The 566-nt window shown below is 62.9% G+C and carries 1 pseudogene; it reads left to right on the top strand.

The features are described from left to right. Positions 1-90: 90 nt before the first annotated feature. Positions 91-490 (top strand): annotated as a pseudogene (locus AC0L3X_RS47380) (FAD-dependent oxidoreductase); the annotation flags it as partial. Between the last annotated feature and the right edge of the window lie 76 nt (positions 491-566).

Here is a 566-nt window from a genome sequence, read left to right as displayed (position 1 = left end):
CAAAGCCGACCGACCGTCAGCCCACAACCGCCGCCGCCTGACCGGCCCCGGCCGTCACCAAAATTTGGCGATAGCTCGAACGCTGTTAACCCCCCAACGCTCCTTGCGAGCTGCGATGTCGAGCGCCGTCCAGTGGCGCTCCGCAACACCGCCTACGCGGGGCAATTCGCCGACTCACTCGGACTGTTCGTCCCCTGCGTCAGAGATCGAAGACGCGACCGATGCCGGTATTGAGGCGACGCGTCGCTGGCGCGTATCTAGGCCAGCACGCGCGCGCCGAATTTAACGTTCCCGGCGTCACCTTCGGCGGGCGCTACGATGGTTCGCCCATCATCATATCCACGGCAGCGCCGCTCCGCCGGATGCAGCAAATGTCTATGTGCCGAGCGCATGTCCCGGCGGTCGGGCACCCCATGCGTGGCTCGACAACGGCATTTCCCTCTACGACTTATTCGGCTTCGAATGGACGTTGCTGCAATTCGGTGAAATGTAAGCGTCGTTATCAGGCCACGGCTTTGAGGAACTGAGTGCGGTAGGCCCAAGGCAATAGCTGGTCGATGTCGCGG

The sequence above is a fragment of the Bradyrhizobium sp. MI1.7 genome (assembly GCF_055811795.1).
The sequence above is the reverse complement of the archived record's forward strand: the minus strand, read 5'-3'. Positions and strand labels throughout refer to the sequence as shown.